The organism is Acrocarpospora pleiomorpha (assembly GCF_009687885.1).
Classification (GTDB): Bacteria; Actinomycetota; Actinomycetes; order Streptosporangiales; family Streptosporangiaceae; genus Acrocarpospora; species Acrocarpospora pleiomorpha.
On the sequence record NZ_BLAF01000027.1, the window covers coordinates 41,825 to 68,287 of the forward strand.

At 71.3% G+C, this 26,463-nt stretch carries 24 protein-coding genes; 15 read left to right on the plus strand and 9 right to left on the minus strand.

Translation table 11 applies throughout. The features are described 5' to 3' along the window. The first annotated feature begins 54 nt into the window (after positions 1–54). Both Aple_RS23900 and Aple_RS23905 read left to right on the plus strand, forming a co-directional pair. Positions 55–750, plus strand: a complete 696-nt coding sequence (locus tag Aple_RS23900) for an endonuclease/exonuclease/phosphatase family protein (protein WP_246264736.1) — start codon at positions 55–57, stop codon at positions 748–750. 155 nt (positions 751–905) lie between these two features. Beyond that, positions 906–2,036: a hypothetical protein gene (locus Aple_RS23905; protein WP_155346917.1), complete on the plus strand. Its 1,131-nt coding sequence runs from the start codon at positions 906–908 to the stop codon at positions 2,034–2,036. Here the strand turns inward: Aple_RS23905 and Aple_RS23910 are convergent. After that, positions 2,033–2,494 (minus strand): hypothetical protein, encoded by a 462-nt coding sequence (locus Aple_RS23910; RefSeq protein ID WP_155346918.1) that lies wholly within the window; start codon positions 2,492–2,494, stop codon positions 2,033–2,035. The genes Aple_RS23905 and Aple_RS23910 overlap by 4 nt on opposite strands. Positions 2,495–2,506: 12 nt before the next feature. Continuing rightward, entirely contained in the window at positions 2,507–3,271 is a 765-nt protein-coding gene (locus Aple_RS23915) for an alpha/beta hydrolase (protein WP_155346919.1), read from the minus strand. Positions 3,272–3,386: 115 nt separating this feature from the next. On the opposite strand from Aple_RS23915, the gene Aple_RS23920 reads away from it, so the two are divergent. Continuing rightward, entirely contained in the window at positions 3,387–4,088 is a 702-nt protein-coding gene (locus Aple_RS23920) for a lysophospholipid acyltransferase family protein (protein WP_155346920.1), read from the plus strand. Positions 4,089–4,247: 159 nt separating this feature from the next. On the opposite strand, the gene Aple_RS23925 is transcribed toward Aple_RS23920, so the two are convergent. Beyond that, complete coding sequence (locus Aple_RS23925) at positions 4,248–6,731, minus strand: VIT domain-containing protein (RefSeq protein ID WP_155346921.1); 2,484 nt, start codon at positions 6,729–6,731, stop codon at positions 4,248–4,250. Next, positions 6,728–7,369, minus strand: a complete 642-nt coding sequence (locus Aple_RS23930; protein ID WP_155346922.1) for a MerR family transcriptional regulator — start codon at positions 7,367–7,369, stop codon at positions 6,728–6,730. Before Aple_RS23930 ends, Aple_RS23925 begins: the two co-directional genes overlap by 4 nt. A 192-nt stretch (positions 7,370–7,561) precedes the next feature. Between Aple_RS23930 and Aple_RS23935 the strand changes: the two genes are divergently transcribed. Then, on the plus strand, positions 7,562–8,029 hold the full coding sequence (locus Aple_RS23935; RefSeq protein WP_155346923.1) for a Dps family protein: 468 nt from the start codon (positions 7,562–7,564) through the stop codon (positions 8,027–8,029). Here Aple_RS23935 and Aple_RS23940 read toward each other — a convergent pair. Next, positions 8,026–10,902: a KAP family P-loop NTPase fold protein gene (locus tag Aple_RS23940; protein ID WP_155346924.1), complete on the minus strand. Its 2,877-nt coding sequence runs from the start codon at positions 10,900–10,902 to the stop codon at positions 8,026–8,028. The genes Aple_RS23935 and Aple_RS23940 overlap by 4 nt on opposite strands. A gap of 154 nt (positions 10,903–11,056) precedes the next feature. On the opposite strand from Aple_RS23940, the gene Aple_RS23945 reads away from it, so the two are divergent. Continuing rightward, complete coding sequence (locus Aple_RS23945) at positions 11,057–12,232, plus strand: alkaline phosphatase PhoX (RefSeq protein ID WP_155346925.1); 1,176 nt, start codon at positions 11,057–11,059, stop codon at positions 12,230–12,232. A gap of 13 nt (positions 12,233–12,245) precedes the next feature. On the opposite strand, the gene Aple_RS55610 is transcribed toward Aple_RS23945, so the two are convergent. Further along, a complete protein-coding gene (locus tag Aple_RS55610; RefSeq protein WP_281361606.1) occupies positions 12,246–13,139 on the minus strand; it encodes a bifunctional helix-turn-helix transcriptional regulator/GNAT family N-acetyltransferase in 894 nt (297 codons plus the stop codon). A gap of 103 nt (positions 13,140–13,242) precedes the next feature. On the opposite strand from Aple_RS55610, the gene Aple_RS23955 reads away from it, so the two are divergent. Further along, on the plus strand, positions 13,243–14,175 hold the full coding sequence (locus Aple_RS23955; RefSeq protein WP_170321635.1) for a lactonase family protein: 933 nt from the start codon (positions 13,243–13,245) through the stop codon (positions 14,173–14,175). On the opposite strand, the gene Aple_RS23960 is transcribed toward Aple_RS23955, so the two are convergent. Continuing rightward, positions 14,158–15,591, minus strand: coding sequence for an FGGY family carbohydrate kinase (locus Aple_RS23960; RefSeq protein ID WP_155346928.1), 1,434 nt, complete (start codon positions 15,589–15,591; stop codon positions 14,158–14,160). The two genes, Aple_RS23955 and Aple_RS23960, sit on opposite strands and share 18 nt — an antisense overlap. Positions 15,592–15,699: 108 nt before the next feature. Between Aple_RS23960 and Aple_RS23965 the strand changes: the two genes are divergently transcribed. Then, positions 15,700–16,725 carry an ATP-dependent 6-phosphofructokinase gene (locus Aple_RS23965; RefSeq protein WP_155346929.1) on the plus strand — a complete coding sequence of 342 codons (1,026 nt, stop codon included), beginning with the start codon at positions 15,700–15,702 and terminating at the stop codon, positions 16,723–16,725. 40 nt (positions 16,726–16,765) lie between these two features. Here the strand turns inward: Aple_RS23965 and Aple_RS23970 are convergent, their stop codons facing one another. Beyond that, positions 16,766–17,608, minus strand: coding sequence for an MHYT domain-containing protein (locus tag Aple_RS23970; protein WP_155346930.1), 843 nt, complete (start codon positions 17,606–17,608; stop codon positions 16,766–16,768). A gap of 175 nt (positions 17,609–17,783) precedes the next feature. On the opposite strand from Aple_RS23970, the gene macS reads away from it, so the two are divergent. Genes macS through thiI form a run of 3 tightly spaced genes read left to right on the plus strand, consistent with a single transcriptional unit; the run spans position 17,784 to position 20,844 of the window. Beyond that, positions 17,784–18,959 (plus strand): MacS family sensor histidine kinase, encoded by a 1,176-nt coding sequence (macS, locus tag Aple_RS23975; protein WP_155347010.1) that lies wholly within the window; start codon positions 17,784–17,786, stop codon positions 18,957–18,959. Positions 18,960–18,964: 5 nt separating this feature from the next. Further along, positions 18,965–19,612 (plus strand): response regulator, encoded by a 648-nt coding sequence (locus Aple_RS23980; protein ID WP_155346931.1) that lies wholly within the window; start codon positions 18,965–18,967, stop codon positions 19,610–19,612. Between the two features lie 35 nt (positions 19,613–19,647). Further along, complete coding sequence (gene thiI / locus Aple_RS23985; RefSeq protein WP_155346932.1) at positions 19,648–20,844, plus strand: tRNA uracil 4-sulfurtransferase ThiI; 1,197 nt, start codon at positions 19,648–19,650, stop codon at positions 20,842–20,844. A gap of 27 nt (positions 20,845–20,871) precedes the next feature. On the opposite strand, the gene aroF is transcribed toward thiI, so the two are convergent. Continuing rightward, on the minus strand, positions 20,872–21,906 hold the full coding sequence (gene aroF, locus Aple_RS23990) for a 3-deoxy-7-phosphoheptulonate synthase (protein ID WP_155346933.1): 1,035 nt from the start codon (positions 21,904–21,906) through the stop codon (positions 20,872–20,874). Positions 21,907–22,160: 254 nt separating this feature from the next. Here aroF and Aple_RS23995 point away from each other — a divergent pair, with 254 nt between their 5' ends. The 5 genes from Aple_RS23995 (at position 22,161) to Aple_RS24015 (ending at position 26,463) form a co-directional block, all read left to right on the plus strand. Continuing rightward, positions 22,161–22,772, plus strand: a complete 612-nt coding sequence (locus Aple_RS23995; RefSeq protein ID WP_155346934.1) for a sulfite oxidase-like oxidoreductase — start codon at positions 22,161–22,163, stop codon at positions 22,770–22,772. 28 nt (positions 22,773–22,800) lie between these two features. After that, positions 22,801–23,901, plus strand: coding sequence for a sensor histidine kinase (locus Aple_RS24000; protein ID WP_218038492.1), 1,101 nt, complete (start codon positions 22,801–22,803; stop codon positions 23,899–23,901). Positions 23,902–23,966: 65 nt separating this feature from the next. Next, on the plus strand, positions 23,967–24,713 hold the full coding sequence (locus Aple_RS24005; protein WP_155346936.1) for a LytR/AlgR family response regulator transcription factor: 747 nt from the start codon (positions 23,967–23,969) through the stop codon (positions 24,711–24,713). After that, positions 24,710–24,961 (plus strand): hypothetical protein, encoded by a 252-nt coding sequence (locus Aple_RS24010; protein ID WP_155346937.1) that lies wholly within the window; start codon positions 24,710–24,712, stop codon positions 24,959–24,961. The genes Aple_RS24005 and Aple_RS24010 overlap by 4 nt, the downstream gene beginning before the upstream one ends. Further along, positions 24,961–26,463, plus strand: coding sequence for a sodium:solute symporter family transporter (locus tag Aple_RS24015; RefSeq protein ID WP_155346938.1), 1,503 nt, complete (start codon positions 24,961–24,963; stop codon positions 26,461–26,463). The genes Aple_RS24010 and Aple_RS24015 overlap by 1 nt, the downstream gene beginning before the upstream one ends.

The following is a 26,463-nucleotide window of genomic DNA, read 5'->3' on the forward strand; positions in this document are numbered from 1 at the left end:
CACCACCTCGCCTTCCGCGTCGCCTAGATTTGCCGGGTCTGTTGGTGTGAACTGGTGATCAGGGTCGCGTCCTACAACGTGCGCGCGCTGCGTGACGATCGCGGCGCGCTGGCCCGGGTCATCGCCGTCCTCCGATCCGACGTGCTGTGCGTTCAGGAAGTCCCGCCCTTCTACCTGTGGTGGCGGCGGCGCGCCCTGCCCAGGGTCACCGGAATGCGGCTGGCGGCGGGCGGCTGCACCAGCGGCGTGGCCGTCCTGGTCGGCCCCCGCGCCCGCGTCGCGCACGTCGAGCACCACCGGCTGCGGTGGTTCTTCGGGCTGGAATGGCGAGCGATGGCCATTGCCATCGTGGAGGTCGAGGGAACCCGCCTGGCCGTCGGTTCGGTCCATCTGGATCTCCACTCGGGCGCCCGGATGTGGCACATCACCGAGGTGGCCGCCCGGATCCAAGCCGTCGCCGCCGAGCATGACGCCTTCCCCGTGCTGGCCGGCGACTTCAACGAGCAGCCCACCGAACCGGCCTGGCGATACCTGTCCCGCCGTTTCACCGACGGCTACGCGGTCGCCCCGCGCGGGGACGGTTTCACCTTCACGGCAGGGAAGCCCGAGAAGCGCATCGACGCCATCTTCGCCGGTCCTGGCCTGACCGTGCACGCCTGCGGCGACGCCGACGAGATCCCCGCCTTCGAGGACCTGCGCGCCGCCACCGACCACCGGCCCGTGGCGGCGGAGATCTCCCGGTCCGTCTGACGCCGTGAAAGTGGATCTTGAGGGCGGGTGAAGGCCCGGCGGACGACGCTTCCCCCGGGTCGTTTGAGGATTCGGGCGGATAGAACTGTCGCGTTTTGGGGGCGGAAATGGCGTCTCTCGCCCCCGGACGGGCGGTCGGCCCGTACGATTCCCCTATGACCCGCTGCCTGACTCGGCGCGTGGTGCCGTTGTGTGGGCTTCTCACCGGGCTTCTGGCCGGGCAACTACCTCACGTAACATCGGTCGCGCACGCTCAGCCGTCTCCCACCCGCCCCAGGGCGGTCGCCGACGAGATCGTCCGGCAGGCCACGTCCGCGCGCCTGGGCAACGGGAGCTCGCTCTCCGACGTGGCCGCGCTGTCCGAAACCGACGTGTGGGCGGTCGGGCAGGAGGGCATCTGGGACGTCTGGCAGAACCGGGGCGTGGTGACCCGGTGGGACGGGCGATCCTGGACCGAGGTGGGGGCCCGGGGCGATGTCACCGGCGTCGGGCCGCTGCGGTCGATCAGTGCGGTGTCGGCCACCGAGTTGTGGGTGGTCGGGGACGGGCACGACGGGGTGCCGTACATCGGGAAAGGCGGGCGCGGCGGGTTCGATCGGGTGATCGTGCCGGCGGTGCGGGGCGGGGACTGGCTGCGGGCGGTGGCGGCGCAGCCGGGGCGGGTGGTCACGGTCGGAAGCCGGGGCGGGCGCAGCTTGATCGCGACCGGCGCGGGCAGCTGGACCGCCACGATCGGGCCCGCGGGCGCGCTGCACGGGGTGGCGCTGTCCGGCAAGGACGGCTGGGCGGTGGGCGACACCGGGTCGCGGCCGCTGGTGATGCGGCTGACCGGGAGCGGATGGAAGTCCGTGTCCGTGCCCGCGATCAAGGGCGGGTATCTCCGGGACGTCTACCTGCAGAGCGCCAAGCGGGCGGTCGCGGTCGGCGGGGTCTTCCACGGCGAGGAGGGCATCGAGCCGCTGATCCTGCGCTGGGACGGCAAACGCTGGACCAAGGACGAGCTCCCGATCGCCGAGGCCGAACTCTACGGCGTGACCGGCGACGGAGAAGGCGGCTTCTGGGCCTCCGGCTACGACCCGGCCCGCCCGGACGAGGCGTTCCTGGTCAAGTTCACCGGCCGCCGCTGGGAACCGCTGCGCGGCGAGCCCGCCACCAGCCAGCGCACGGTCCGGCTCCAGGCCGTGACCCGGATCGGCGACTTGACCATGGCCGTCGGCCACGTCCTGGACAAAGCCAACCGCTACGGCGACCTGGTCGAAACCTTCGGCCCGGCAGCTGAACGTTAGACGACGGCGCCGTCGTCCCAGCCGGAGTCGTTCGGCGGGCCGTCCCCCATCCGCACCACCAGCGCCACGAACCCGCCGATGAAGGCCGCGACCGCGGCGAACACGATCCACGGATCCATCGGCCAGCTCAGCAGCGCCGCCAGCAGCAGGTAGGCGGGGCCGCCGAACAGCGCCAGCCAGGACGCCTTCGTGAGCGCGTCCGCTTTGGGCAGCGGCGGCGGAGGAGGCGGGATGTAGTGGTCGTTGTCGTCATCGACCTGTGCGGGCTGAGCCTCCGCGGCGTCGTCCTCCGCGTCCTCGGAGTCCACCGCGCCGGCGGGCTCGCCGTCCGCCTCCACGGTCGCCGGCACGTTCTCCCGATCCGGCCATGGCTGATCGGCCGAGCCGTTGTCGGGTGTGTCGTTATATGAGGCGACGATCTGACGCCAGACCTCGTCCTCATCACTCTGTGGCGTCACATCGATCCCAGGTCAAGAGTCCTTCGTCAAGGGTACAGACGCGTAACGGCGGATGAAGTCGAGGCTCCCCGAGAAGATGGCCGGTGCGTCGTTGTCCAGGGTCGCGACGTGATAGCTGTCCACGCAATCCCGGACCTCCAGATTGTCCCCCATTCGCGTCTGGAGGAACTCCACGTTAGCCGGTTTCAGGACATGGTCCTGCGTGCTCCGGAAGACCAGCACCGGCTGGCCGATCCGGTCCAGCTCGGACTGGACCAGTTTCCAGAGCCGCGGCAGCGTGGCGGCGGCGCGCACGGGCGTGCGGTCGTACGCGAGTTCGACGCTGCCCGGCTTCTTGATGTCGCTGCTGAGCCCGGGCACCGACGGCAGCACCCACTTGAGCACCGGGGCCAGCAGCAGGGCCAGCGAGTCGTTCACCACGGACGGGTTGACGATCACCAGCCCGCGGATCGCCGGGCCGTGCACCTCGGCCAGGCGCAGGGCCATGCAGCCGCCCATGGACAGGCCCATCACGAAGACCTCGGCGCAGGTCGCCTTCAGTTCGGCGAAGGCGCGGTCGAGCTCGGCGTACCAGTCCTCCCAGCGGGTGCGGTTCATCTCCTGCCAGGTGGTGCCGTGCCCGGGCAGCCGGGGCAGCGAGACGGTGATCCCGGCCTCGGCCAGGAACTCCCCCCAGGGCCGCAGTGACTGCGGCGTTCCGGTGAAACCATGGCAGAGCAGCACACCGATCTGACCGCCTTCGTGGTGGTACGGCTCAGCGCCCGGCAGCAGCGGCATGGCTCCTCCAAAATCGGAAAGATTGCCCGAATAGTCGCACGTTACGCATCAGTCGTGCGAGAGGGTCAGCCGTGCGAAGATGACTCCACTGCAAACAACCGAAGGAGAGCCCCGAGTGTTCTACTGGGTGGTGAAGGCCATCCTCTGGCCTTTCCTCCATTTCGTGTTCCGTCCGTGGGCGGAAGGGGTGGAGAACGTGCCGAAGGAGGGGCCGGTCATCCTGGCCGGGAACCACCTCTCGTTCGCCGACCACTTCTTCGGGGCGCTCTTCCTGCCGCGCAAGGTCATCTCGCTCGGCAAGTCTGACTATTTTACCGGTAGCGGTATAAAAGGCCTGGTCAGCCGGGCGTTCTTCTCGGGTGTCGGGACCGTTCCGATCGACCGTTCCGGCGGGAAGGCCAGCGAGGCCGCGCTCCGGACCGGCCTGCGCGTCCTCGGCGAGGGCAGCGTGCTGGGCATCTACCCGGAGGGCACCCGCTCGCCCGACGGCCGTCTCTACAAGGGCAAGACGGGCGTCGCCCGCCTCGCCCTGGAGTCGCGCGCGCCCGTCATCCCCTGGGCCATGATCAACACTTTCGAGATGATGCCGCCGGGCCGCCCGATCCCCAAGTTCGGCATCCGCCCGGGCGTCAAATACGGCAAACCTCTGGACTTCTCCCGCTACTACGGCATGGAGAACGACTTCCTGGTCCTGCGCGCGGTCACCGACGAGATCATGTACGCGCTGATGGAGCTCTCCGGCCAGGAATATGTCGATAAATACGCCGCCAGCGCCAAGATCGAAATGATCCGCGCCGCCCGCGAAGTCCACGGCTAGAACCCCAGAGCCCTCAATCGGCCGCCGGGCGGCGACGTGGTGGGCCGGTGCGGTATTTCGTGCGAGTGATGCCCTGAGGTCGCCCCCGTCGCCAGGGGGCAGGGCCTGGCCATATGGCCTACCCCGGAACCCCTGGCGCGGCATGGTCATGATCGCAGTCTACGTGCGCTTCCAGAACGGGCGGCGGGCGCGGGTCGAATCCGGCGGCGCGGGAGCGTCGGCCGCGCCCCCGGTGAGGCGGCCGAGCAGGTCGACGGCGCGTTGCCAGAGCCGGGCCAGGTCGGCGTCGGCACGCTCGGCCCCTTCCAGCTCGGCGGCCAGCGACGCCAGGTCGGCGTGGCCGCCCGCCATCTGGTCGATCACCCGCAGGCGGCTGGCCAGGTCGGACAGGTAGCGCCGGCGCTCCTGGTCCGGCCGTCCGGCCGCCGCGCGCAGCCGGACCAGCTCCTCGGCGAGCAGGGCGCGCACGCTGTCCAGGCTGGGCTGCCGCTCCCGGCCCGGGTGGGGCTTCATCGGTCCCGGCGCCACGCTCCGTCCGCCGGCCCGGGGTCCCACGCCCGGACCGGGGGACGGGATCGGCGCCGGCGGCGCGCCGGGCGCCTGGGCGAACGGCTGGGACGGCGTGTCCGGAGCGGGCGTCCGCCGCATCATGCGCGGAGCGGGCGGCGGCGGAGGCGTGGGCGCGCCCGCGCCTCCGCCGCCGAAGGCCTCGTCGAGGGCGAAGGAGGCCTTCTCCATCCGGAGTGGCGCGGCGGCCGCGACGGCGGACATGTTCATCGGCATCTCCCAGCCGCTGGGCTGCTCGACCGGCTGGATCACGTGATGCTGCGGCTTGCCGTCGGCGACCACCCGCGAGTCGACCGCGACGAACGCGGTGAACCGGCACAGCACGCCGAACCGCAGCGAGGTCGCCACGATCCGGGCCTCCAGGTCCCGCTCGCCGATCGTGTACCGATCCTCCAGGCGGCGCAGCTCGGCCCGCGCCCAGACCGCCCGCGCGGCGGGCGCGTCGGCCCCGCGCCCCTCGACCGCGCGCTCCCACGGCTTGCCGTCGGCCATTCCCCGTACGGCGATCGCCGGGTTCTCCCCACGACCCCGGAACCGCCCGGAGACGACCAGCGGCACCCCCGGGAAGAGGGAGCCCACATGGGTGAGCGTGTCCTCGACCAGATCGAGGTCCGCGGCGCTCAGGGTGAGGTCGGTGACCAGCGGGGAGCCGATGCGGCGGTGGATGTGCTCCATCGCCTCGTCCAGCCGGTCCTCCGACTCGACCAGCTCGCACCGGCCGGAGCCGAGCAGGGCCAGCCGCCCGAGGAACCCCGCGTTGACCGCCCGGTCGATGCCGACGGCGTGGATCCGGATCCCCGAGTCGACGGTGATTTTCGCGCCGACCCGTTCGACGATCTCGTCCTCGTTGCCGACCTGCCCGTCGGTCACCAGGACCATGACCCGGTCCCGGTTCGGATCCCTTTCCGTGTCGCCGAGCAGCCGGAGCGCTTCCTCCATCGGAGCGAGGATCTCGGTGCCGCCGCGCGCGTCCAGCCGCGACAGGTGCTCGACCGCGCGGTAACGGTTCCGGTCGGTCGCCGCCACCAGGCCGCCGGTGAACGCCCGGCTGACGTCGTGGTCGAAGGCCAGCACGGCCAGCCGGTCGTGCGCGGTCAGCGTGTCCACGATCCGGGCGGCGGCGCGCCGGGCGGCGACCATCTTCCAGCCGGTCATGCTGCCGGAACGGTCGAGCAGCAGCACCACGTCCCGAGGGGCCGGTGCGGCGGCCACGTCCGCCGGGGGAGTCAGGGTGAGCGTGAAGGTGCCCTCCTGGCCCTCGTCGTCCGGGGTCAGGGCCAGCGACGTGGACGCGTCGAAGGCCAGGCGGAGGATGAAGTCCCGGTCCAGGCGCTCGCCCGGCCGGAGTTCGACGGTGATGGTCTCGCCGCTGGTCGTGTCCACGGTGTGCAGGCTGGAGCGGATCTCGCGCAGGTCCAGGCCGGCCGGGTCGATGGTGGTGGCCAGCGACAGCCGTACGGGATTGGGGAAGCCCGGGAGCAGGACCGGCGGGGTGATGCGGGACGCGTCGGGGACGGCGTCGGTGTCAGGGGCCACGCCGCCGCCGGACTGGGCGCCCTCCAGGGGCACGCCAGGGATGTAGCGGGGAGCGACCACCAGCGGGAAGCGGAATTCGGCCGCGCCGTCCTCGTAGGGCAGCGGCTGGCTGAGCGTCAGCCGGACGGTGACCCGCTCGCCGGGCACGATGTTGCCGACCCGGATGGTGAACACGTCCGGCCGGTCCTCTTCGGCGATCGCCGCCCGCTGACCCTGCGCCAGCGCCTGGTCGTAGGCGACCCTGGCCTCGCCACGCTCCTTGAGCAGCCCTTCGACCACCCGGTCGTCGGCCTCCAGGGTGAACTTGGTGACCGCGGCCCGGGGCGGGAGCGGGAACACGTAGGTGGCCTCAAGCGAGACGTCGTAGGGATTGCGGAAACCCTGCGCCACCTCCACGCCCGCGGTCAGGCCGCTGAGGTGCGCGGTCACCGCCACGCTCGCCAGCGGCAGGTTGCCCTTCTCGGTCTCCAGGGCGCCGAACCCGGAGTCGGGCACCGGCGTGTACTCCTCCGGCCGAAGCGGAGTGATGGGAACGGTCATGACGGTGTCCCTTCCGAATTCATGGTGATCAGGCCGAGTTCGCTCAGCGCCGCCAGCAAGGGCTGGGCTGCCGCCGCCAGCGCGACCAGGTCCGCGTCCGACGGTGCCCGGTCGGCGGCGTCCAGCACCAGAGCCACTCCCGGGGCGATCCGCACGCCGTGAACGCGCGCGGCGGGCGGCCGTTCGGCGGGAATGCGCTCGACGGGCGGCGGCTCGGCGGGTGGCGCCGGGTCGGAGCGTTCGCCGACGGCGGCCCAGAAGCGGGCGCGGGCGGGCTCGGGGGAGGAATGTTCAGGCTCGGGGGAGGAATGTTCGGGTTCAGCTGGGTATGGGGAGATGAGGGCGATGCTCTGGAGGGCCGAGTCGGGGGCTCCGGCCAGCTCGATCTGGATGTCCGCGATCGAGCGACCGGCGGCCTGGCGGCGCTTGATCGCGACGAGTTGCAGCAGGTGACGCGGCCCGTACAGAGCGACTCGGCCGCGCCGGGCCAGGGGCGGGTCGAGGAGGCCGATCGTCGCGTACCACCGGATGAGGCGCTCGTTCGGGATGTCCCTGACCCGCCCGTTGACGCGCGCGTCGGAACCGAGCGCGCCGGCCGCGCGCTCGGCCAGCTCGCCGATGGTCCAGGTCTCGCTCATGGTTCAACAGTGACACTGTCACGATGACAGTGTCAACTTCGGAACAGGGTCAGCCCTTTTCGGGTTGACCGTTATAGGTCAATGAGGGTTATTCGAAAGTTCGCCCTCGTGGCGTCCCAGCGGTCGGAGCGACTCGTCGAACCGCGCCGGGCTCCTTTCGAATAACCCTCAATCTCGATGGAAGGAACAAGCATGGCTCCAATTACCAGCCTTCTGACCGCCGAGAACAAGAAGATCACCGGGGAGGCGTTGCAGGGTGCCCTGCTCGACCTCCTCGACTTGTCGCTCGTGGGCAAGCAGGCGCACTGGAACCTCACCGGGCGCTTCTTCCGCCCGATCCACCTGCAGCTCGACGACATCGTCAAGATGGCCAGGAAGACGGCCGACCTCGTCGCCGAGCGGGCCGTCGCCATCGGCGTCAGCCCGGACGGGCGCGCCACCACGATCGCCAACGACAGCCAGGTGCCGCACCTGGACGCCGGGCCGATCGAGGACGGCAAGGTCATCGCCGCGATGACCGACATCCTGGAGTCGATCATCCGGCGGATGCGGAAGCGGATCGACGCCACCGAGCGGCCCGACCCGGTCAGCCAGGATCTCCTCATCGGTCTCACCCGGGACCTGGAGAAGCACCACTGGATGATCCAGGCCCAGCGTTAGAGCAGGCGCCTGGCCAGATCGGCGACCGGAGGGCCGGAGGCGAGCAGCGCCCGGAGAGACGCGCTCGCCTCCGCCGGTACGCCGACCAGCTGGGCGGTTTCCGCCCACTCGTCCGAGCGTGCGGCCTGTTCCAGCAGGTCGAGCGTAGTCTCCCGGGTCAGCAGGGAGAGCAGTTGCGGCCAGCGCACGGTGAGCGCCGCCAGCTTGGCCACCTCGGCGTCGCTCGCCGGGCGCTCCCCGGCCAGGCGCTGGCGGTAGGTCACGAACGAGTAGAAGCGGAACACGTTGACGTAGCGCTTGAGCTCGCGCGGGTTGCTCGCCGACAGGGCGGGCAGCGCCACTTCGATCGCGCGGTAGGCGTTCTCGTCGCTGTACAGGTCGTCGAAGACCCGGTCGGCGGCGGCGCGCGTCTCCCGCCACAGCCCGCCCAGCGTCCCCGCGGTCTCGGCGGGCGCGCCGACCACGTGCTGGGTGGCCCTGGCGATCGAGTCGAGGGTGTCGGCCTGGGGCCGCCGGGCGCGGATCGCGTGCTCGAGCCGGGCCACCAGCTCCTGGTCGAGGTTCTGCGGCTGCTGCTGCGGCATCCGCATTTCGGACATGCGTGGTGTGTCCGAAATTCCCATCAAGGATCGGACATATGCCGGTAGGCGGGTGTCGTCGGCGAGGAGCGGCACTGACAGCGGGAGCTGCACGATCTTCTCCAGGAACCGCCAGCCGATGCCCTGGCGGAGGCTCTCCGGCATCGACTCCGTGAGGTCGCGGTAGGCCAGCTCGACGTGGGCGGCCACCACCTCGGGCTCCATGGCCAGCACGAAGACGCAGTCGGGGAACTCCCCGGCCAGGAACAGGTTGATCGCCTCGATCACCTGGGCCACGGTGCCGGACGAGCACCGATCCAGGTCGTCCACGAACACCACCAGCGGGCGTTCCTCCGTCGCCACCAGGCCGAGCACGTGGCGCATGTCGGTCTGGACCAGGTGCAGGAAGCCGGTCCTGGCGCTGTATCCGGGCTCGGCGAGCAGGTCGCCGGTCTCCGGTGGGGGCGCGAACAGGTCGGGCGGGCGTACCAGGGCGGTGAAGGCGGTGTCGGCGGATTCGGTGAAGAAACGCGCGAGCCGTACCCAGCCGGTGGCCACCGCGGCCAGCGCGCCCGCCGAGGAGATCGCGGCCGCCGTGCCCTCCAGGGCCGGGAGCAGCGGCGTGGCCAGCTGGGACGCGCCCGCCAGCAGCAGCGCCATGGCCAGGCCGAGCGCGGCGGGCACCAGGCGCAGCGCCGCCAGCCGGTAGGCGCGCCGTCGGACCGCCTCCCGATCGATCCTGGCCAGGTTGAGCCGCAGCCAGAAACGTTCCCGCTCGGCCCGGGGCAGCCGCGCGGTGACCTGGGTGATGATCTCGTGCGCGAGACCGGCCCACACCTGCTCCCCGTTCTGGTACATCCACGGGTTGAACCACACCGTCGGCCGCCACCCGCTCGCCCCGGACACCGCCTCGGGCGGCGGCTCCGGCGGCCGTTTCGCCCAGTTCCGGACTTCGGCATTGGTCACCCGGTCGGGGCCGGGCCACAGCCGTCCCACCAGCCTGAACAGTCGCGACGGTGGCCGGGCCGGCAGCGGCCGGGGCAGCTGGATCGGCCCCGGGTTCCCGGTCGCGGCCCCCGGGTCCAGATCGTTCTGGATCATCCGCATCAGCGAGGTCTTGCCGGTGCCCCACGGCCCCTTGATGCCGATCGTCAGCGGCGGCCTGGTCTCCGGATGGCGGACGAACGCGGCGATCGCCTCCGCGTACACCCGATGCCCGAGGTCGTCGTCGATGGTCCAGCGGTCGGGGGTGAGCCGGGCCCGGGGCTGCACGGTCCGGCGGCCGGCCCGCCACCGGCGCAGCACGCCGGGCACCTCGTCGAGCTCGGCCGCCGTGAGCCGGGCCCGCCCGGCCTCCGCCACGCTCGGATGCGCGAACGGCGTGCCCGTGCCGAGCAGCCGCCACTCGGCCAGTTCGGCCCGCGCCTCCGGGCGGCCGGTCAGCAGCCCGGCCACCTCCGGCGTCAGCTCCTCGTCGTCGGCCAGCAGCGAGCCGCGCCGCAGCAGCGCCTGGGCGTCCGCGCCCAGATACTCGTCGTACACCATGCCGACCAGCCGCTCGGCGGACGGGGGATGGCCGCCCACCCGGTCGCGGGCGGGCGCGAGCTCGGGCGGGATGCCGGAGCCGGGGGCGGGCGGGGTGAGCGCGACCGCGATCTCCAGGCCCTCGGCCGAGGTGAGCAGGTGCGGCTGGAACTCGGCGTGCTCGCCGAACACGGCCAGCGCGTGCGCCAGCAGGTCGCCGACCGAGATCACCCCGTCCCGGTCCAGGTCGGTGGCGCCGTCGAGCAGGCCGGTGGCCACCACCTCGGTCAGCGAGAGGCCGCCGGGCCGCACCTCCGCGCCGATGGCGAGGCCCGTGGTGAGGGCGGCGGCGGCCACGCCCGGCGGGGTGAGCAGGGTGCTGACCGTGGAATCGTCCGCGGCGGCGCCGCCGATCCAGCCGAAGTCGACCACCATCAGCAGTGCCGAAGCCGCCGAATCCCCGGCCCTGGCGCCGAAGCCGCGGATCAGCGTGGTGAAGTCGCTGCCGCTCCACAGCGCCGTGCGCGGCCAGCGCACCAGCAGCAGGTCGCCGGGCGCGCCCTCGGCCAGGAAGGTGCTCAGCCGCTGGTGGTCCCGGCTGTCCAGGCTCTGCGGCGCGTCCACCTCGAACCCGCAGGAGCGCAGCGCGCTCACCAGTCGCCGCGCCGGTTCCGGGGCACGCCGGCCGGGCTCGTCGGGGTCGAGGAAGACCAGCGCCTTCCGCCTGGTGATGGTGGGCGCGCTGGTCCTGTCGGTGATGGCGCTAGTCATCTCGGCGATCACTGTAGGGGCCGTTCACCAGGGGGGCGGCCACGGTTTGCGCAAAGTTTGGGTCCGAGAACCGTGCGGATTCCCCGGGCGTTCATGCGGGTTCGATCGACTGGCGGGACCCGTCGCGCGTAGCGTGCCGTAGTGGGAGGAGATTATGTTGCGCCGCACGTTCGTCCGCTCGGGGGCCCTGGCCGCGCTCACCGGCTCACTCTGGCGGTCCGCCTGCGCGGCGCCCGCCCCCGCCGCCACGCCTTCGGCCGTCCCGACGCCCACTCCCTCGGCGGCGGCTCGCGCGGCCGTACGCGGCAAGGGGCCTTACGGCGCGCTGGCCAAACCCGACAAGAACGCCATCGCCCTGGCGGAAGGTTTCACCAGCCGGGTGGTCGGCCGTTCCGGGCAGCGCGTCGGCGGCCTGACCTGGCATCCCGCCCCCGACGGCGGGGCCTGCTTCGCCGACGGCGACGGCTGGATCTACGTCTCCAACTCCGAGGTCCCCGTGGTCGGCGGCGTCTCCGCGCTCCGCTTCGGGCCCGACGGCACGATCAAGACGGGCTATCGCATCCTGTCCGGCACCGACCGGAACTGCGCCGGGGGCGCGACCCCGTGGAACACCTGGCTGTCCTGCGAGGAGACCGTCCGCGGGCGCGTCTTCGAATGCGATCCGTACGGCTACCGCGCCGCCGCCCCCCGCCTCGCCATGGGCCGCTTCAAGCACGAGGCCGCCGCCTGCGACCCCGACCGTGAGGTCGTCTACCTGACCGAGGACGAGCCGGACGGCTGCTTCTACCGGTTCCGCCCGGAGGACTGGGGCGATCTGACCACCGGCGTCCTGGAGGTCATGGTCGGCGACGGCCCAGGGTCTGTCCGGTGGCGGCGCATCCCCAACCCGTCCGCGTCGTACGAACCCACCCGCGACCAGGTCGAGGACGCGATCCGCTTCAACGGCGGCGAAGGCTGCTACTACTCGGGCGGCTTCTGCTACTTCACCACCAAAGGCGACAACCGCGTCTGGGCCTACGACGCCGCCGCCCGCGAGCTCTCCATCCTCTACGACGCCAACGCCCCCCTCAAAGGCGTCGACAACGTGTACGTCTCCCGCTCCGGCGACCTGTTCGTGGCCGAGGACGGCGGCAACATGGAGATCAACATCATCACCGCCGACGGCGAGGTCGCCCCGTTCCTCCGTCTGGTCGGCCACGGCAGATCCGAGATCACCGGCCTGGCCTTCGCCCCGGACGGCGACCGCCTCTACTTCTCCTCCCAGCGCGGCACCACCGGCTCCAACCGCTCCGGCGTCACCTACGAGGTCACCGGCCCGTTCCGCACCTGAGCCGCTCCTCCCATCAGAGCGGGCGCTCCCAGAACTGCTCCATGAAACCTTTGCCGGGCTCCTCGCCCGTGAGTTTGAAGCCCGCGGATTCGTAGATCTTGCGGGCGGAGGTGAGGGGGTCGCGGGTCCAGAGCATGATGGACTGGTAGCCGGTGTCGTGGGCGAAGCGGAGGCATTCCTCGACCAGGCGGGAGCCGATGCCGAGGCCGCGGGCCGAGGGTTCGACCAGGAGCAGGCGGAGCTGGGCGGTGGTGGCGTCCTTGCGCACGCAGAAGACGCAGCCCGCGCGGTGGCCGTCGACTTCGGCGATCCAGCCCGCCTGGCCGGGGTCGGTCTGGTTGTCGAGGAAGTCGGCGCAGATGCGGGCGACCAGGGCCTCGAAGTCGGGACCCCAGCCGTACTCGCGGGCGTAGACGGCGCCGTGGCGGGAGACCACCCAGCCGAGGTCGCCGGGGCGCGGAGGTCTGATGACATAGGGGGCTTTGTCGGGTTTTTCGCCGAGGATCTCGCGGATCGTGCCCATGCTGGCCACCAGGCGGGTCCGGTCGCGCTCGGGGAGGGCGTCGAGCAGGGCGCTGACTTCGGCGTCGGAACGTTCGTCCAGGTGGGCGTAGGTATCGCGGCCCTGGGCGGTGAGGGTGACCACCTGGCGGCGGGCGTCGGCCGCCGACCGTTCGCGCCGGATCAGGCCGTCGCCTTCGAGCCGGGCCAGCACCCGGCTGAGGTAGCCGCCGTCCAGCTCGAGCAGACGCTTGATCTCGCCCACCTCGACCTCCGCGGCGGATCGGTTGAGCTCGAACAGCACCCGCGCCTCGGTGAGCGAGTAGGGCGAATCGTGCATCCCCGAACGGAGCATCCCGATCACTGCCGTGTAGAAGCGATTGAAGGCCCGGACCTCGGCGATCATATTCATTGCTCTCCCCAACGAATTCGTTGCTTGAAGCAACGATAGCCTGGATTGCCGCGGTGGGCTAATGTGCGGGCCTGTCGGCCGAAACAAGGAGCTCTGCGTGGGTGTGTATGTCGGTGGTTATGAGTCGAAGGTCTCCATGGTGGACGGCGAGCTCGCCGTAGTCGGGGAGATCCCGGTGACCGCTCCCTCGTTCCTGGCCGCGCATCCGAAACTGCCCGTGCTGTACGTGGTGAGCGAGATCGACGACGGCCGGATCTCCATCGTCCAGGATTTCGAGACCGTCGAATCGCGGTCCAGCGGCGGCGCCTCCCCCTGCCACGCCGCCGTCGACCCCGCAGGCGCCTGGCTGGCGGTGTCCAACTACATGGACGGCGTGCTCAGCCTGCACCGCCTCGACGCCGAGGGCCGCTTCGCCGGCCCCGCCCTGGAGTTCCCGCACCACGGCTCCGGCCCCGACCAGGACCGGCAGCTCGGCCCGCACGCCCACCAGGCCGTCTTCGACCCCGACAACATCCTGCACGTCAGCGACCTGGGCACCGACGAGATCCGGCGCTACCGGGTGGACGACGAGGTCGAGGTCCTGCCGCCGGTGCGGCTCACCCCCGGCTCAGGCCCCCGGCACATGGACTGCCGTGACGACCGGTGGTATGTCGTGGGGGAGCTGGACGGGATGGTCAGGGCGTACGACACGGACTGGAAAGAGCTCGCGCGGACCCCCGCGACCCGGACGGACCTCCAGAATTACCCCTCGCACCTGGAGCTGCACGGCGAGCACCTCTACGTCGGCAACCGGGGGCCGAACACGATCTCCGTGTTCGATCCGGAGACCCTGGAGCTGCTCGCCGAGGTGCCGAGCGGAGGAACCTGGCCCCGGCACTTCGCGTTCGCGGACGGAAAGCTGTATGTCGCCAACCAGCACTCCGGCGAGGTCGCCGAGTTCCGGCTGGCCGACGGCGTGCCCGAGCCGACCGGCGCGGTGATCGCCCTCGGTTCGCCGAGTTGCGTGGTGGGGTCAGGCCCAGCCGCGTGAGCGGTCCACGGCGCGCCGCCAGCGGGCGTAGGCCGTGCCGTCGTCGGCGCCGGGGTCGAAACGCCGATCCAGGTGCCAGGTCTTGCGGAGCTCCTCGGGGGAGGCCCACACGCCGACCCCGAGCCCGGCCAGGAAGGCCGCGCCGAGCGCGGTCGTCTCCTGGATGACCGGGCGTTCGACCGGGATGCCCAGCTGGTCGGCCTGCAGCTGCATGAGCAGGTCGTTGGCGCTGGCCCCGCCGTCGGCCTTCATGACCCTGACGTCCATGGTCGCCACGATGTCGCGCACCTCGAACGCGATCGCCTCCAGGGTGGCGCGGACCAGGTGCGCCCGCGTCGTCCCCCGGGTCAGGCCGAAGATCGTGCCACGCGCCTCCGGGTCCCAGTGCGGCGCGCCGAGGCCGGTCAGCGCGGGCACGAAGACCACCCCGCCGGAATCCGGCACCGACCCCGCCACGGCCTCCGACGCGGCCGCCGTGTCCAGGATGCCGAGCCCGTCCCTGAGCCACTGGATCGCCGAACCGGTGACGAAGATCGAGCCCTCCAGGGCGTACGTCCGGTTGCCGGAAGGGTCCTCCCAGGCGACCGTCGTGAGCAGTCCCGCGTCCGACCTGACCACCTGGTCGCCGGTGTTGACCAGGATGAACGAGCCCGTGCCGTAGGTGCACTTCACGTCGCCTGGGGTGAAGCACGTCTGCCCGAACAGGGCCGCCTGCTGGTCGCCCGCAAGCCCGCTGATCGGCAGGTCGAGCCCCAGGAACGAATCCGGATCGGTCCGCCCGATCTCCCCGTAGTTGGGGACCAGCTCCGGCAGCGCATCCATCGGCACCCCGAACAGCTCGCACAGCTCGGGCGACCAGGCGCCGGCGACGATGTCGTACAGCAGGGTCCTGGACGCGTTCGAGGGATCGGTCACATGCCGCGCGCCGCCCGTGAGCCGGGCGATCAGGTAGGAATCCACCGTCCCGATCGCCGGGTCCCCGTCCACCGGATCGTTCTCCGCCAGCCACGTCAGCTTGGTCCCCGTGAAGTACGGATCGAGCCGCAGCCCCGTGAGTTCCGTCACACGCGGCTCGTGCCCGGCCTCCCGCAGCCGCGCGCAGATCGCCGAAGATCGCCGGTCCTGCCACACGATCGCCCGCCGCGGCGCGGCCAGCGAACGCCGGTCCCAGAGCACCGCCGTCTCCCGCTGGTTGGTGATTCCGACGCACCGAAGCGGGGTACTTGCCTGGTCAAGCGCGGTACGGCAGGCTGCGAGCGTCGCCTGCCAGATCTCCTCGGGGGCGTGTTCCACCCACCCGGGTTCCGGGAAGTGCTGAGCGAACTCCGCGTACCCGCGGGCGTCGATTCGCCCGTCCTCGGTCACCACGAGGGCGGTGACCCCGGTCGTACCAGCGTCTATCGCCAAAACACCCACGGAGCCTCACTTTTTGGTCTAGACCATTGTTGTCACCAGGAGGCAGAATGCCTCCCGTCAGCGTCCCGACTCAGTCTGGCCGCGTAAACCCATATGGAGGAACCCGACATGCGTATTGGAGTGCTCACCGGTGGTGGGGACTGTCCCGGCCTGAACGCGGTGATCCGCGCGGTGGTGCGGAAGGGCGCCGGCGTCTACGGTCACGAGTTCGTCGGATTCCGGGACGGCTGGAGAGGTCCCCTGGAAGGCGAGACGATGACGCTGGACGTCCAGGCGGTGCGTGGCATCCTGCCGCGCGGTGGCACGATCCTGGGGTCGTCGCGGACCAACCCGATCAAGATCGAGGGTGGCGTCGAGCGGATCAAGGAAAACCTTGAGACCCACGGAGTGGACGCGCTGATCGCCATCGGAGGTGAGGACACGCTCGGCGTCGCCAAGCAGCTCTTCGACCGGGGCGTGAACGTCGTCGGCGTGCCCAAGACGATCGACAACGACCTGAACGCGACCGACTACACCTTCGGTTTCGACACGGCCGTCAACATCGCGATGGAGGCCATCGACCGCCTGCACACCACCGCCGAGTCCCACCACCGCGCGCTGATCTGCGAGGTCATGGGCCGGCACGCGGGCTGGATCGCGCTGCACGCCGGCATGGCCGCCGGGGCGAACGTGATCCTCATCCCCGAGAAGCCGTTCGACATCGACAAGGTCTGCGAGTACGTGGAGTCCCGCTTCAAGACCCGCTACTCGCCGATCATCGTGGTGGCCGAGGGCGCGCACCCGATCGAGGGGCAGATGGCGGTCCAGACCGGCGACCTCGACGCGTTCGGGCACGTCCGGCTGGGCGGCGTCGGCGAGCGGCTGGCCCAGGAGATCGAGCGCCGCACCGGCAAGGAGGCCAGGACCACGGTGCTCGGCCACATCCAGCGCGGCGGCACGCCCACCGCGTACGACCGGGTGCTGGCCACCCGCTTCGGCCTGGCCGCGATCACCGCCGTGCACGACGGCGACTACGGCAAGATGGTCGGCCTGCAGGGCACCGAGATCGTCCGGGTGGGCCTGGACGCCGCGACGGCCGAGCTCAAGACGGTTCCGCCGCACCGCTACGAGGAGGCCGAGGTCTTCTTCGGCTAGATCGAACTTACGGCTCGCGCCCGGTTTCACGGGCGCGGGCCTACTGGTTTCTGGGGGTGAAGAGCGAGTCGTCGCGCGCGGGTTCCCGGACCGGCGGCGGCAGGGTCCGGTTCTGGCGGCGGCTCTCCAGCCGGGCCAGGATGGCGGCGTCCTCGCGCAGCTCCGCCGCCGACGGGGACAGCAGCACCGCCAGCAGCAGGCCCACGGTCAGCAGGCTGATCCCCACCAGGAGCGGCAGCAGGAAGTCGATCGCCTCGGCGCCGCCGGTGGACAGGCCGTCCTGGAGGCGGACGCTCATCGCGTACATGCCGGTGAAGTGCATGCCGTTCACCGCGACGCCCATGATCAGAGCCGCGCCGATGGTGGCCAGCGCCCCCTCGACGCGCAGGGTGAACCAGAGGGCGACGGTCGCGGCCACGATGGCGATCAGCACGGAGATCGCCACGACCAGGATGTCGTAGTTCACCTGGCCGGACATGTTCATCGCGAACATGCCCGTGTAGTGCATGCCGGCCACGCCGACGCCGGTGATCAGGCCGCCCAGCAGCAGCGGGAGCGGCTGGCCGCCGCCGCGCGAGACCACCAGCAGGCCGCCGAAGACGACCGCGACGGCGATCACGAAGGATCCGATCGTGAGCGGCACGTCATAGCGGATCAGGGTGCCGGGGACGTCGAAGCCCATCATCGCGATGAAATGCATGACCCAGATCCCGGTGCCGCCGATCGAGAGCGCGCCGCCGACGAGCCAGCGCACCCGCGCCGGACCCTCGGCCGATCGGGCCCGCGAGGTCAGCAGGAGTCCGAGGAACGATCCAACCACGGACATCAGGTAGGCGAGTACCGGCGTCACCCAACCATGTGCGAAGTGGTTGATATGGGACATACATGCTCCTTTTTTACGGTTGAATTTTGGATTATGGCAGCCGAAAGTGCCCAATGTCGCTGTGATTGATTACGTTTTGTCATACTTCTCGGCGACAAATGATGTCCGCGGCTTTATGTGATCATTGTCCATTTGTTTGGATGATCTGTCGGAGCCGTACATTGGGAGCGTGGCGATGGGGATCGAAGGGCCTTTCTGGCGGGCCATCGCGGTCTTCCGGATCGCGTCGCTGGGATACGCGGCGATCCTGCTGGTGCAGTCGGGCGGATACGCCCACCCGGTGACCGGGTGGATCGTCATCGGGGTGATGGCCGTCTGGACCGCCGTCACCACCTACGCCTATTCCACCGAGGCTCTGCGCGGCTGGCCGCTGCTCACGTTCGACCTGCTGCTCAGCGCCGCCTGCCTGCTGTCCACCGTGTACGTCCAGGGGCCCCAGGCCACCGCGAACACCATGCCGATCACCGCCACCTGGGTGGCCGCTCCGGTCCTGGCCTGGGGCGTGTACTCCGGGCGTCGCGCCGGCGGCGTCGCGGCGGCCGTGATGTCGGTGGCCGACCTGTGGCTGCGCGGCGTGCGCGGCTTCGACCTGGCCGCGGTGCCGGTCAACGGCGCGGTGCTGCTGTTCATGGCCGGGATCGTGATCGGGCACGTGGCCCGGCTGGCCAAGCAGGCCGAGGAGCGCATGCAGCGGGCCATCGAGATCGAGGCCGCCGGAAGAGAGCGGGAGCGCCTGGCCCGGGGCATCCACGATTCGGTGCTCCAGGTGCTGGCGCTGGTCCAGCGGCGCGGCGCCGAGATCGGCGGCGAGGCGGCCGACCTGGGCCGCCTGGCCGGGGAGCAGGAGGCCGTGCTGCGCGAGCTCGTCCGCTCAGGCCCGCGCCCCGACCGCTCGCTGCGCTCGCGCCGCCGTTTCGTTCCCGCCCGCCGCGCGCCGGCCGCCCGCTCCGACCAGGGCTCCGACCAGGGCTCCGACCTGGGTGACGCCCTGCGCCGGTACGGCTCGGCCCAGGTCACCGTGGCCACCCCCGCCGACCCGGTGCCGCTCTCCCCGCGCGCCGTGGACGAGCTCACCGCCGCCGTCGGCAACGCGCTGGACAACGTGCGCCGCCACTGCGGCGAGCACGCCCGCGCCTGGATCCTGGTGGAGAGCGAACCGGACCGGGTGATCGTGACCGTCCGCGACGACGGGCCCGGCATCCCCGACGGGCGGCTGGCGGAGGCGGCGAAGGACGGGCGGCTCGGGGTCTCGCAGTCGATCCGGGGCCGGGTCGCCGACCTCGGCGGGAACGTCACCATCCTTTCCTCACCGGACGGGACCGAGATCGAGATGTCGGTGCCATTATCGTGACGGATATGAGGGTCATGGTGGTGGACGATCATCCGATGTGGCGTGAGGGCGTGGCCCGGGATCTCGGCGAGGCCGGCTATGAGATCGTCGCGACCACGGGGGAGGGGCGGCAGGCCCTGCGCATCGCGGCGGCGGTCCGGCCGGAGCTGGTGATCCTCGATCTGCAGCTGCCCGACCTGCCCGGGGTCGAGGTGGCGCGCGGGCTGGGGGCCTCCGAACATCCGCCCCGGGTCCTGGTGCTGTCGGCCAGCGGCGAGCAGGACGACGTCCTCGAAGCCGTCAAAGCAGGCGCGTCCGGATATTTGGTGAAATCGGCGAGTCGGGAGGAGTTCCTGGACGCGGTCAAGCGGACCGCGGACGGGGACGCGGTGTTCACGCCCGGCCTGGCCGGGCTGGTGCTGGGCGAATATCGGCGGCTGGCCGCGCAGCCCAAGGCCGCCGAGGACGACGGGCCGCGCCTCACCGACCGGGAGACCGAGATCCTGCGGCTGGTCGCGAAAGGGCTCTCCTACCGGCAGATCGCCGAACGCCTGGTGCTCTCCCACCGGACCGTCCAGAACCACGTGCAGAACACGCTGAGCAAGCTCCAGCTGCACAACCGGGTGGAGCTGGTGCGATACGCGATCGAAAAGGGCCTGGCCGACCTGGACTAAAGTAGGAAGGTCGCACCCTCCGGAGGAACGCAGCAATGACCATGACCGCGCTGGGCGAGCCCTGTGTGCTCCTCAAGCTTGGCGAAATCATCCTCAAGGGCCGGAATCGCGAGGTCTTCGAGCAGCGGCTGCGGGCCAACATCAAATACGCCCTGAAGGACTACCAGGTCGACATCCGCCAGCGCCACGGCGTGGTCGCGCTCTTCCTGCCGGAGGGCACCGGCGTCGAGATCGCCGAGGCGGTCGCGGCCAGGGTCAGCGAGGTCCCCGGCATCGTCCTGGTCCACCTGGCCTGGCGTGTCGCCAAGGACCCCTCCGTGGTCACCAAAGCCGCGCTCGAACTGGTCAGGGACACCCCCGAGGTGGCCCGCCGGGCCCGCTTCGCGGTCCGCTCCCGCCGTCGCGACAAACGCTTCCCGCTGCGCTCCAGCGAGCTCGACCGCCTCGTCGGCGGCGAACTCCACGACGCGTACGGGCTGCCCGTCGACCTCAGCCACCCCGAGCTGACCGTCTCCATCGAGGTCGACCGCGACGAGGTCTTCCTCTACACCAACGGCCGCCCCGGCCAGGGCGGGCTCCCGGTCGGCTCCAGCGGCCGCGGCCTGGTCCTGATGTCCGGCGGCATCGACTCCCCGGTGGCCGCCTACCGGATGATGCGCCGCGGCCTGCGGGTGGACTTCCTGCACTTCTCCGGCATCCCGTTCACCACCTCGGAGTCGATCTACAAGGCGTATGCCCTGGTCCGCCGCCTGGACGCCTTCCAGGGCAAGTCCCGCCTCTGGGTGGTCCCGTTCGGCAAGGCCCAGCAGTCGATCCGCGCCTCGGGCCAGGACCGCCTGGCCATGATCGCCCAGCGCCGCCTGATGCTCAAGACGGCCGCCGAGGTGGCCCGCCGCCACAAGGCCAGCGCCCTGATCACGGGCGACTCCCTCGGCCAGGTCTCCTCCCAGACGATGGCCAACATCGTCGCCCAGGAGAGCGCGGTGGACCTGCCCATCCTGCGCCCGCTCATCGGCCTGGACAAAGCCGAGGTGATCGCCGAGGCCCGCCGCATCGGCACCCTGGAGATCTCCGAACTCCCGGACGAGGACTGCTGCACCCTCCTGGCCGCCAGGAACCCGGAACTCGCCGCGAAGATCGAAGACCTCAAGCTCATCGAACGCCGCCTGGACGCCGAAGAACTCGCCTCCCAGCTCGCCGATTCCATCCAGGCGTACAAGCTCGACGCCTGAGCCCCGCCGAAGCGGGGCCAGGGATCGTCAAGCGGGCAGCACGTGCGAGACCTGGGTGCGGCCCAGCAGCGGCGGGAACGTGCGCATGATCTCGGCGAGCTCGTCCAGGTCGCCGTCGACCAGCGCCTGCGGGCCGTCCACCAGCGCCTGCTCCGGGTGCGGGTGCACGTCGATGATGACGCCGTCGGCCCCGACCGCGATGGCGGCGCGGGTGAGGGGGAGGACCAGGTCGCGGCGGCCGCCGGAGTGTGACGGGTCGATGACGACCGGCAGGTGGGACAGGCGCTGGGCGACCGGGACCGCGGAGACGTCCAGGGTGTTGCGGGTGGCGGTCTCGAAGGTGCGGATGCCGCGCTCGCACAGGACGATGTCGAGGTTGCCGCGCTGGGCGATGTACTCGGCGGACATCAGCCATTCCTCGATCGTGCCGCTCATGCCGCGCTTGAGCATGACGGGCTTCCCGGCCTTGCCGACGGCCTGCAGCAGCGCGAAGTTCTGCGTGTTGCGGGTGCCGACCTGGAGCATGTCCGCGTAGGAGGCCACCAGCGGCACGTCGTGGGCGTCCATCACCTCGGTCACGATGGGCAACCCGGTCTGCTCCCGCACGTCCGCCAGGATGCGCAGGCCCGCCTCGCCCAGCCCTTGGAACGCGTACGGCGAGGTCCGCGGCTTGTACGCGCCCCCGCGCAGCAGAGACGCCCCCGCCGCCTTCGCCATCTGGGCGGCCTCAAGCGTCTGCTGCGGCGTCTCCACCGCGCACGGCCCCGCGATCAGCGTGACCGTGTCAGGACCGATCGGCACCCCGCCCACCCGGATCGTCGACCGTTCCGGATGGTTCTCCCGGCTCACCAGCTTGAACGGCGTCGACACCCGCATCACCTCGGCGACCCCGCGTTGCCCGCCCAGGTTGAGCGCCAAGAACCGCTCGACATCCCCGATGAGCCCGATGATGGTACGGCTCACGCCGCGCGACACGAACGCCTCACCCCCCGCCGTGCCGACCAGCGAGACGATCTCCTCGATGTCCTCGGCGGTGGCCGTGGGGGCCATGACGATGACCATGATTTCTCTCCTCATACGCGGAAAGCCCCGAGTCCGATCCGGACCCGGGGCTTTCGTTCGCCGTTGGCTGCTAGCGCAACACGCGGTGGCGACCGGTCCTCACGGGTCCGTCGCCATACCAAAACGCGAAAACGCTATGCATGGGAGAAATATATCGCACCCCCTCCGGCCCGGACCAGTGAGTGATCACCGTGTGAGATGGCGGGAAATGACCCGGTGGGCGGGAGCTTTCCGGTGGATGGCAGGATGGGCGGGTGCCGGAGTTTCCTGAGGAGGAGAGCCGCCTGCCCCCCGGGCAGTACATTCCGCGCGGCAGGCCGGTCATCCATTACGGCAGAGTGCCGGCGTTCCGGCCGCAGACGTGGCGCTTCCAGGTCTTCGGCGCCACGGCCGGCGGACAGACGCCCGCGTACACGTGGGAGGAGTTCTCAGCCCTGCCGCGAACTACCGTGATGGCCGACTTCCACTGCGTGACCAAGTTCTCGATCATGGGGTATGAGTGGGCGGGCATCCCGGCGCGCGCCCTGCTGGAGGCGGTGCCCCCCGCGCCCGGCGTGCGGCATGTCATGGTCTGGGCGGAGTACGGCTACAGCGCCAACCTCCGCATGAGCGACTTCGACCGCGAGACCACCCTGTTCGCCACCGACCTGGACGACAAGCCGCTGACCCCCGAGCGGGGGTTCCCGGTCCGGGTGGTCGTGCCGCACCTGTACGCGTGGAAGAGCGTCAAATGGGTGCGCGGCATCGAATACCTGACCGAGGACCGGCGCGGCTTCTGGGAGGAGCGCGGCTACCACAACATCGCCGACCCCTGGCGGGAGCAGCGGTACTCATATCAGGAGGACCCGGGCGAGGGACCGCCCTAGCGGGCCGCCTGCCGCTACGGTGGCCCGCGTGTTCGTCACCGTGTGGTTACTCGTGTGCGCGCTCTGTGGCCTGTCCGGGTTCTGGGTCTCCCGGCGCAGGCCCCCGGCGGGCGGGCCGGCCGCGTTCGCCACGTTGCGCGTCGCGGGGCGGGCCGCGCCCTCGTTGCGTACGGGTCTGAGCCGGGAGTCGGCGCGCAAGGCCGTCCGGCATCTGCGGTGCCTGCTGGGGACGGCGTCGCTGGTGGTGACCTCGACCGACCAGGTGCTCGCGGGGGCGGGGGAGCGGCGCCCGGGTGACGCGCAGGCGCTGGCCGGGGCGCGGGCGGTGCTGGCGAGCGGGCGGACCCACCTGGTGGACGGCGGCGTGGTGGTGCCGCTGGTGGTGGCCGGGCGGGTGGTGGGCGCGCTGGTCGCGTCCGACGCGGAGGTCACCGCGCCCCTGGTGCGGACGGTGATCGAGGTCGGGCGGTGGGTGTCGGGGCAGCTGGAGCTGGCCGAGCTGGATCAGTCGCGGCGGCGGGCGGTGGCTGCGGAGACCCGGGCGTTGCGGGCGCAGATCTCCCCGCATTTCGTGTACAACTCGCTGACGACGATCGCGTCGTTCGTCCGTACGGATCCGGAGCGGGCGCGGGAGCTGCTGGTGGACTTCGCGGATTTCGCGCGGTATTCGCTGCGCCGGGCCCGCGATTTCACCACCCTGGCGGACGAGCTGACCTGCGTGGACCGTTACCTGCTGCTGGAGCGGGCCAGGTTCGGCGACCGGCTGCGGTTCAGCGTGCAGGTCGCGCCTGAGGTGCTGGCGGTGCCGGTGCCGTTCCTGTGCCTGCAGCCGCTGGTGGAGAACGCGATCAAGCATGGCATGCCGGGCGAGGTGCGGGTGGTGATCAGGGACGCCGGGCCTGAGGCGCACATCTCGATCGAGGACGACGGGGTGGGCATGGAGCCGGGCCGCGTGCAGGCCGTGCTGGCCGAGGACCACGAGGGCGGGATCGGGCTCAGCAACGTGGACTCGCGGCTGCGGCAGATCTACGGCCAGGCCTACGGGCTCGTGGTCGAGACCGCGCCGGGGAAGGGCACCAGGATCCGGCTGCGGGTGCCGAAATACCGCCCGGCCCATGGCTCGTTGTAGTCAAATGATTACCGAATGTTGGCGTGTCGCTTGCGCGCGCGCCGCGCGCGCGGCACGGTGTGCAGATGCTGCGTGTTCTGGCCGTTGACGACGAGGCGCCGGCGCTGTCGGAGCTGTCCTATCTGCTCCGCGAGGACGCGCGGGTGGGGCATGTGGCCACGGCCCCCGACGGCGTGAAGGCGCTGCAGGACATGGTCCAGATGATCGGCGCGGGGGAGCGGCTGGACGGCGTCTTCCTGGACGTCCGCATGCCGGGCCTGAACGGCCTCGACCTGGCCCGCCTGATCGGCGGCTTCCCCGCGCCGCCCCGGCTGGTGTTCGTGACCGCGCACGACGACTGCGCGGTGCAGGCGTTCGAGCTCGAAGCGGTGGACTACCTGCTCAAACCGGTGCGTCCTGAGCGCCTGACCGAAGCGGTCCGCCGCCTGTCGGCGTCCATCGCCGCGCCCGGCGCCGACGAGGGGGCCATGGACGTGATCCCCGTCGAGCTGGGCGGCAGGACCCGCTTCATCCCCCAGCAGGCGGTCTGGTATGCCGAGGCGCAGGGCGACTACGTGCGGCTGCACACCGCCGACGGCGGCTTCCTGGTGCGGATGTCGCTGAGCGCGCTGGAACGCCGCTGGGCCGGTTCCGGCTTCATCCGCGCCCACCGCAGCACGCTGGTCAACGCCCGGCACGTCAGCGAGCTCCGCTTCGACGCGGGCCGGGCGCTGCTCCGGGTGGGCACCGAGACCCTGCCGGTCAGCCGCCGCCACACCCGCCAGGTCCGCGAGCAGCTCGTCCGCCAGTACCGCGGCGGGGACGGGCAGTGACTCGCGCCGAGCGCGACGACGCCCTGACGGCTTCGATCATGCGCCGCCAGCTCCGCGAGGCGCTGCGCACGCTGGCGGTGGTGGCGGGCGTCTTCGCGGCCCTGCCCGTGTTGCTGGCGGTGCTTCCGCGCGGGTCCGCCGCGACCTGGGTGATCCTGGGGGCGGGCGTGCCGCCGATCTGGGTGGCGGTGGCCTGGTGGCATGTCCGCCGCGCGGAGCGCGCCGAGGCCCTGGAGCGGGAGGGCTGATGGGGGCGGCCGTGGTGGCGACGCTGGCCGGGGTGGTGTGCGTGCTGCTGGCGTCGGCGGCGGTTGGCACGATACGACCCCGGCGGTATTCGACCCCGGCGGACTTCTACGTCGCCGCCCGCGCGGTCCGGCCGTGGTGGAACGCGTCGGCGATCAGCTCGGAGTACACCTCCGCCGCCGTGTATCTCGGCCTGGTCGGGCTGATCGCGGCGCACGGCCGGCCGATGCTCTGGTATTCGGTGGGGGCAGCGGCCGGGTTCGTCGTGCTGCTCGTGCTGGTGGTGGCGCCGCTGCGCAGGTCCGGGACGTACACGCTGGCCGACTTCGCCCAGTGGCGGCTGGGTTCGGTGCACGTGCGGCGGGTGGTGACCGTGCTCGTGCTGTTCATCGGTCTTGTCCACCTGGTGGCTCAGTTGCACGCGGCCGGGCTGGTGTTGCGGCTGCTGACCGGGCTGCCGCCGTGGACCGGCTGGCTGGCCGTTACCGTCGTCGTGCTGGTGGTCGCGCTGGCGGGCGGGATGGGCAGCAGCACCGGCGTGCAGGCGCTGCAGTTCTGGTTCAAGCTGGGTTCGCTGGCCGGGGTGGCGGCCGTGCTCGGGGTGATCTGGTGGAACCGTCCGAGCCATCCGCCGTCGGGCCCGGTGTATGTCACGCAGACGCTGGCCGGGGCCGGTGATCCGTCCACGCTGGGCCTGGTGACCGTGCTGACGGCCTCCGCGCTGGGGGTGATGGGGTTGCCGCACATCGTGGTGCGCTTCTATGCCAATCCGGACGGGCGGGCGGCTCGCCGTACCGTGGTGGGGGTGCTGGCCATGCTGAGCGTGTTCTCCGTGATGCCCGCCGTGTACGGCCTGCTGGGCCGCTGGTACGCGCCGCCCCGGATCCCCACCGACCAGGTGCTCCTGCTGCTGCCCTCGCTGATGGCCCCAGGATGGCTCGGGGACGTGCTGACCGGGCTGCTGGCGGCGGGAGCCTTCGCGGCGTTCCTGGCGACCTCCTGCGGGGTGCTGGTGGCCGTCGGCGGCACGCTCTCCACCAGCCTGTTCAACGGTGGCGTGGGCGGCTTCCGGCGCGGGGTTCTGCTGGTCGCGGGCGGCGCGCTGGTGCTCGTCTGGGCCAGCCCGCCGGGGGCGTCGATCCTGCTGGTGCTGCTGGCCTTCGGGCTGTCGGCGGCCACGCTGTGCCCGCTGCTGGTGCTGGGCGTGTGGTGGCGTGGCCTGTCCGTGCCGGGCGCGCTGGCCGGGCTGCTCACCGGGGCGGGGGTGACGGCCGTGCTGGTGGCGGTGCGATTCGCCAGCCCCTCTTTCACGCCCCTCTGGCGTTATCCCGCGCTGGTCGCGGTGCCCGCCGCGTTCGCGGTCATGGTGGCGATCTCGCTGGTCACGCGGCATCGGGTGCCCGCCGGCACGGCCGCGCTGCTGGCCAGGATGCACCTGCCGGAGGAACTCTCGACTCCGGAAATCGACCGCTCGTCGCTCACCGGAAGCCGCTCGTCGTGGTAG

Coding starts and splice junctions, on each gene's coding strand:
- Aple_RS23905 (WP_155346917.1), top strand. CDS start 906: ATGACCCGCTGCCTGACTCGGCGCGTGGTGCCGTTGTGTGGGCTTCTC.
- Aple_RS23915 (WP_155346919.1), bottom strand. CDS start 3,271: ATGCCGCTGCTGCCGGGCGCTGAGCCGTACCACCACGAAGGCGGTCAG.
- Aple_RS23925 (WP_155346921.1), bottom strand. CDS start 6,731: ATGACCGTTCCCATCACTCCGCTTCGGCCGGAGGAGTACACGCCGGTG.
- Aple_RS23930 (WP_155346922.1), bottom strand. CDS start 7,369: ATGAGCGAGACCTGGACCATCGGCGAGCTGGCCGAGCGCGCGGCCGGC.
- Aple_RS23935 (WP_155346923.1), top strand. CDS start 7,562: ATGGCTCCAATTACCAGCCTTCTGACCGCCGAGAACAAGAAGATCACC.
- Aple_RS23940 (WP_155346924.1), bottom strand. CDS start 10,902: ATGACTAGCGCCATCACCGACAGGACCAGCGCGCCCACCATCACCAGG.
- Aple_RS23945 (WP_155346925.1), top strand. CDS start 11,057: ATGTTGCGCCGCACGTTCGTCCGCTCGGGGGCCCTGGCCGCGCTCACC.
- Aple_RS55610 (WP_281361606.1), bottom strand. CDS start 13,139: ATGATCGCCGAGGTCCGGGCCTTCAATCGCTTCTACACGGCAGTGATC.
- Aple_RS23965 (WP_155346929.1), top strand. CDS start 15,700: ATGCGTATTGGAGTGCTCACCGGTGGTGGGGACTGTCCCGGCCTGAAC.
- Aple_RS23970 (WP_155346930.1), bottom strand. CDS start 17,608: ATGTCCCATATCAACCACTTCGCACATGGTTGGGTGACGCCGGTACTC.
- macS (WP_155347010.1), top strand. CDS start 17,784: ATGGGGATCGAAGGGCCTTTCTGGCGGGCCATCGCGGTCTTCCGGATC.
- Aple_RS23980 (WP_155346931.1), top strand. CDS start 18,965: ATGAGGGTCATGGTGGTGGACGATCATCCGATGTGGCGTGAGGGCGTG.
- thiI (WP_155346932.1), top strand. CDS start 19,648: ATGACCATGACCGCGCTGGGCGAGCCCTGTGTGCTCCTCAAGCTTGGC.
- aroF (WP_155346933.1), bottom strand. CDS start 21,906: ATGGTCATCGTCATGGCCCCCACGGCCACCGCCGAGGACATCGAGGAG.
- Aple_RS24005 (WP_155346936.1), top strand. CDS start 23,967: ATGCTGCGTGTTCTGGCCGTTGACGACGAGGCGCCGGCGCTGTCGGAG.
- Aple_RS24015 (WP_155346938.1), top strand. CDS start 24,961: ATGGGGGCGGCCGTGGTGGCGACGCTGGCCGGGGTGGTGTGCGTGCTG.